The following is a 4,121-nucleotide window of genomic DNA, read 5'->3' on the forward strand; positions in this document are numbered from 1 at the left end:
GACCTGCCGCTGCTCGGGGTGTGCCGGGGGATGCAGGTGCTCAACACCGTCCTCGGCGGCACGCTGGTCCAGCACGTCGACGGGCACAACCCGGCGCCGGGGGTGTTCGCGGACGTGGACCTCGCCGTCGCGCCCACCAGCGTGCTCGGCGCCGCGCTCGGCGAGTCGGCGACCGTGCGGTGCCACCACCACCAGGCGGTCGACGTGCTCGGCGAGGGGCTGGTCGTGGTGGCGCGCGCGGCGGACGGGGTCGTGGAGGCGGTGGAGCTGCCGACCGCCTCGTTCGCGGTCGGCGTCCAGTACCACCCGGAGGTCGCGACCGAGGACCTGCGGTTGTTCGGAGCGCTTGTCGTGGCGGCGAAGGGGAGCGGGACGTGACCGCGTTGGAGCTGATCAACCCGGCGACGGGGGAGCGGGTGGGCGAGGTCGAGGCGGCCTCGGTGGAGCTGGTCGACGCGGCGATCGCCCGCGCGTCGGCCGCGCTGCCCGCCTGGCGGGCCGTGTCGCCCGCCGACCGGTCCCGGCTGCTGCGCCGCTTCGCCGACGCGGTCGACGGGGCTCGCGAGGAGCTGGCGCTGCTGGAGGTGCGCAACTCCGGGCACACCATCGGCAACGCGCGCTGGGAGGCGGGCAACGTCCGCGACGTGCTGCACTACTACGCCGCCGCGCCGGAGCGGTTGTTCGGCAGGCAGATCCCGGTGCCCGGCGGGCTGAACGTCACCTTCCAGGAGCCGCTGGGCGTGGTGGGCGTGATCGTGCCGTGGAACGTCCCGATGCCGGTGGCCGCCTGGGGCGTCGCGCCCGCGCTGGCGGCCGGGAACACCGTGGTGCTCAAGCCCGCCGAGCTGACCCCGCTGACCGCGCTGCGCCTGGCCGAGCTGGCCCGCGAGGCGGGCATCCCGGAGGACGTCCTCCAGGTCGTTCCGGGGCGCGGGGACGTCGCCGGGTGGCGGTTCGTGACGCACCCGGACGTGCGGAAGGTGGTGTTCACCGGGTCGCCCGCGATCGGCCGCAAGATCATGGCCGGGTGCGCCGAGCAGGTGAAGCGGGTGACGCTGGAGCTGGGCGGCAAGAGCGCGAACGTGGTGTTCGCCGACGCCGACATCGAGCAGGCCGCCGCGACCGCGCCGTACGGGGTGTTCGACAACGCCGGGCAGGACTGCTGCGCCCGCTCGCGCATCCTGGTGCAGGAGAACGTGTTCGACCGGTTCATGGAGCTGCTGGAGCCGGCCGTGCGCGGCGTGGTGGTGGGCGACCCGCTCGACGAGAAGACCGAGATGGGGCCGCTGATCTCCGCCGCGCACCGGGAGCGGGTCGCCTCCTACGTGCCGGACGGCGCGCCCGTGGCGTTCCGGGGGAGCGCGCCCGACGGGCCGGGCTTCTGGTTCCCGCCGACGGTGCTCTCGCCCGTGGCGCCCACCGACCGGGTCGTGGTGGAGGAGGTCTTCGGCCCGGTGGTGGTCGTGCTGCCGTTCCGCGACGAGGAGGACGCGGTGCGCCTGGCGAACGCGGGCGACCTCGGGCTGTCCGGGTCGATCTGGACCCGCGACGTCGGCCGGGCGCTGCGGGTCTCGCGCGCGGTCGAGGCCGGGAACCTGTCGGTGAACTCGCACTCGTCGGTGCGCTACTGGACGCCGTTCGGCGGGTTCAAGCAGTCCGGTCTCGGCCGGGAGCTGGGTCCGGACGCGCTGGACGCGTTCACCGAGGTCAAGAACGTCTTCATCGCCCACTGACGTGGTGCTCGCCGGGACCTCGCTCAAGGTCCCGGCGCTCGGATCGAGAGGGAGCAGGGCATGGTCGAACGACTCCAGGGCCGCGTCGCGGTGATCACCGGTGGCGGCAGCGGCATCGGGCTGGCCTCGGCGCGCAGGTTGGCGTCCGAGGGCGCGAAGGTCGTCGTGGCCGACGTGGACGCGGACTCGGGCAAGGCGGCGGCCGACGAGGTCGGCGGGCTGTTCGTGCGGGTGGACGTGACCGACGAGGAGCAGGTGCGGGCCCTGTTCCAGACCACCGCGGACACCTACGGCGCGGTGGACGTGGCGTTCAACAACGCGGGCATCTCCCCGCCCGACGACGACTCGATCCTGACCACGGGCATCGAGGCGTGGCGGCGGGTGCAGGAGGTCAACCTGACGTCGGTGTACCTGTGCAGCAAGCACGCCATCGGGCACATGGTCGAGCGCGGGCGCGGGTCGGTGATCAACACGGCGTCGTTCGTGGCGACCATGGGCGCGGCGACCTCGCAGATCTCGTACACCGCCTCGAAGGGCGGGGTGCTGGCGATGACGCGGGAGCTGGGCGTGCAGTTCGCGCGGCAGGGCGTGCGCGTGAACGCGCTGTCCCCCGGACCGGTCAACACCCCGCTGCTGCGGGAGCTGTTCGCGAAGGACCCGGAGCGCGCCGCGCGGCGGCTGGACCACGTGCCGCTGGGCAGGTTCGCCGAGCCGGAGGAGATCGCGGCGGCGGTGGCGTTCCTGGCGAGCGACGACTCGTCGTTCATGACGGCGTCGAACTTCCTGGTGGACGGCGGCATCTCCGGCGCCTACGTGACGCCGCTGTGAGCGGGACGTCCCCGTGGTCGAGCTGACCGACGCGCTGTTCCGCCCGGTGCGGGCGGGCAACGCGTTCGAGGAGACCGTGGAGCGCCTGGTGCAGGCGGTGCGCCTGGGTGTGGTGTCCCCCGGCGACCGGCTGCCCGCCGAGCGCGACCTGGCGGCCAGGCTCGGGGTGAGCCGGGCGACCCTGCGGGAGGCGCTGAAGTCGTTGCAGGACAACGGCTACGTCGAATCCCGCAGGGGTCGCTACGGCGGCACCTTCATCACCGGCGACCTCCCGGACCCCACCTCCGGGGCGGCGGGCGTCCCCGGAGAGCTGTCGGACGCCCTCCTGCTGCGCGCCGCGCTGGAGGCGGGCGCCGCGGAGCTGGCGGCCGGGACCGCCCTGCCCCCCGAGCGCCGCCGCGACCTGCGCGCCCGCCAGGCGGACTGCGCGGAGGCGGGCCTGCCGGACTACCGCCGCAAGGACTCCAGGCTGCACCTGGCGATCGCGGAGGCGGCGGGCTCCCCGTCCCTGACGGCGGCGATCGCGGACGTCAGGATGCGGGTGAACGCCCTGCTGGACCACATCCCCCTCCTGCCGCCGAACCTGGCGCACTCGAACGACCAGCACGCCAGGGTGGTCGACGCCGTCCTGGACGGCGACCCGGAGGCGGCGAGGCGGGCGATGGCGGAACACCTGGAGGGAACGGCGGCCCTGCTGCGCGGCTTCCTGTCCTGAAGCCCCGGTGCGCTCGCGCGATGGGGCGGTCGTGCGCCGAACCGGCAGGCTGGGCGGCGCGGCGGGCCGAGGGCGTCCGCCGCGTCCCTGCCCGAGCTCGTCGCCGCGCTGGACCGGGTGGCAGGACCGGTGGAACGCGTCGTCGCCGACTCGGCGGTGGCGGGTGGGCGCGGAGGAGGCGCGCGCGCTCGCCGAGCGGCTCACCGCGCCGCCCGCCGACCCCGCCGTCGACGCGCCCGCCCCCGGTGCCGCGCCCGCCTTCAGCGAGGACGGCCCCACCGCGCGCATCAACGTCCGGCTCCCCGAGCAGCTCAAGGCCGCCGTCGAGGAGACCGCCGCCGGGGAGGGGCGCTCGGTCAACGCCTGGCTCGTCCGCGCCGCCGCCGACACCCTCCGGCTGGCCGACCGGCACGCGCGGCCGAACCCCGTGCCCGGCGCGGCGGCAGCCGGTTCAGCGGGTGGGTCCGCTAGCCGCACCCCGCGAAGAGCACGACCGCACCACGACCTCCCCGCCCGTGCGGGGAGGAGTTCGACGCACCCGGAAAAACCCGAGAGCGCCAGAAGAACCGCAGGGGGACCCAGCCATGCCCGAGTTCGACACGCCCACCCCGATCACCGCCGTGGTGGACCTCGCCGCCGCCACCGTCCACGTCACCGCCTCCGACCGCGCCACCACCGCCGTCCACGTCCGCCCCATCAACCCCGCCGACGAGTCCGACGTCGCGATCGCCGCCAGGGTCACCGCCGAGCTCGTCGACGGCGAGCTCCGGATCACCGGCCCCCGCACCTGGCTCCACGTCGACCTCACCCGCAAGTCCCGCTCCGTCGACCTCGCCCTCGACCTC

Annotated in this window: 4 protein-coding genes and 1 pseudogene; all 5 read left to right on the forward strand. The window is 75.0% G+C overall.

All coding sequences use genetic code 11. The features are described 5' to 3' along the window. Positions 1-378, forward strand: a 378-nt coding sequence (locus tag ACTUAL_RS10375) for a gamma-glutamyl-gamma-aminobutyrate hydrolase family protein (protein ID WP_440900115.1), incomplete at its 5' end; no start/stop codon positions are given. Continuing rightward, positions 375-1,733 carry an aldehyde dehydrogenase family protein gene (locus ACTUAL_RS10380; protein WP_440900116.1) on the forward strand — a complete coding sequence of 453 codons (1,359 nt, stop codon included), beginning with the start codon at positions 375-377 and terminating at the stop codon, positions 1,731-1,733. The genes ACTUAL_RS10375 and ACTUAL_RS10380, both read left to right, overlap by 4 nt. A 60-nt stretch (positions 1,734-1,793) precedes the next feature. Continuing rightward, a complete protein-coding gene (locus ACTUAL_RS10385) occupies positions 1,794-2,561 on the forward strand; it encodes a 3-oxoacyl-ACP reductase (protein ID WP_440900117.1) in 768 nt (255 codons plus the stop codon). Between the two features lie 13 nt (positions 2,562-2,574). Further along, positions 2,575-3,276, forward strand: a complete 702-nt coding sequence (locus tag ACTUAL_RS10390) for a FadR/GntR family transcriptional regulator (protein WP_096492626.1) — start codon at positions 2,575-2,577, stop codon at positions 3,274-3,276. 584 nt (positions 3,277-3,860) lie between these two features. Beyond that, positions 3,861-4,121 (forward strand): annotated as a pseudogene (locus tag ACTUAL_RS10395) (DUF4097 family beta strand repeat-containing protein); the annotation flags it as partial.

The organism is Actinosynnema sp., assembly GCF_052038725.1.

Coding starts and splice junctions, on each gene's coding strand:
- ACTUAL_RS10385 (WP_440900117.1), top strand. CDS start 1,794: ATGGTCGAACGACTCCAGGGCCGCGTCGCGGTGATCACCGGTGGCGGC.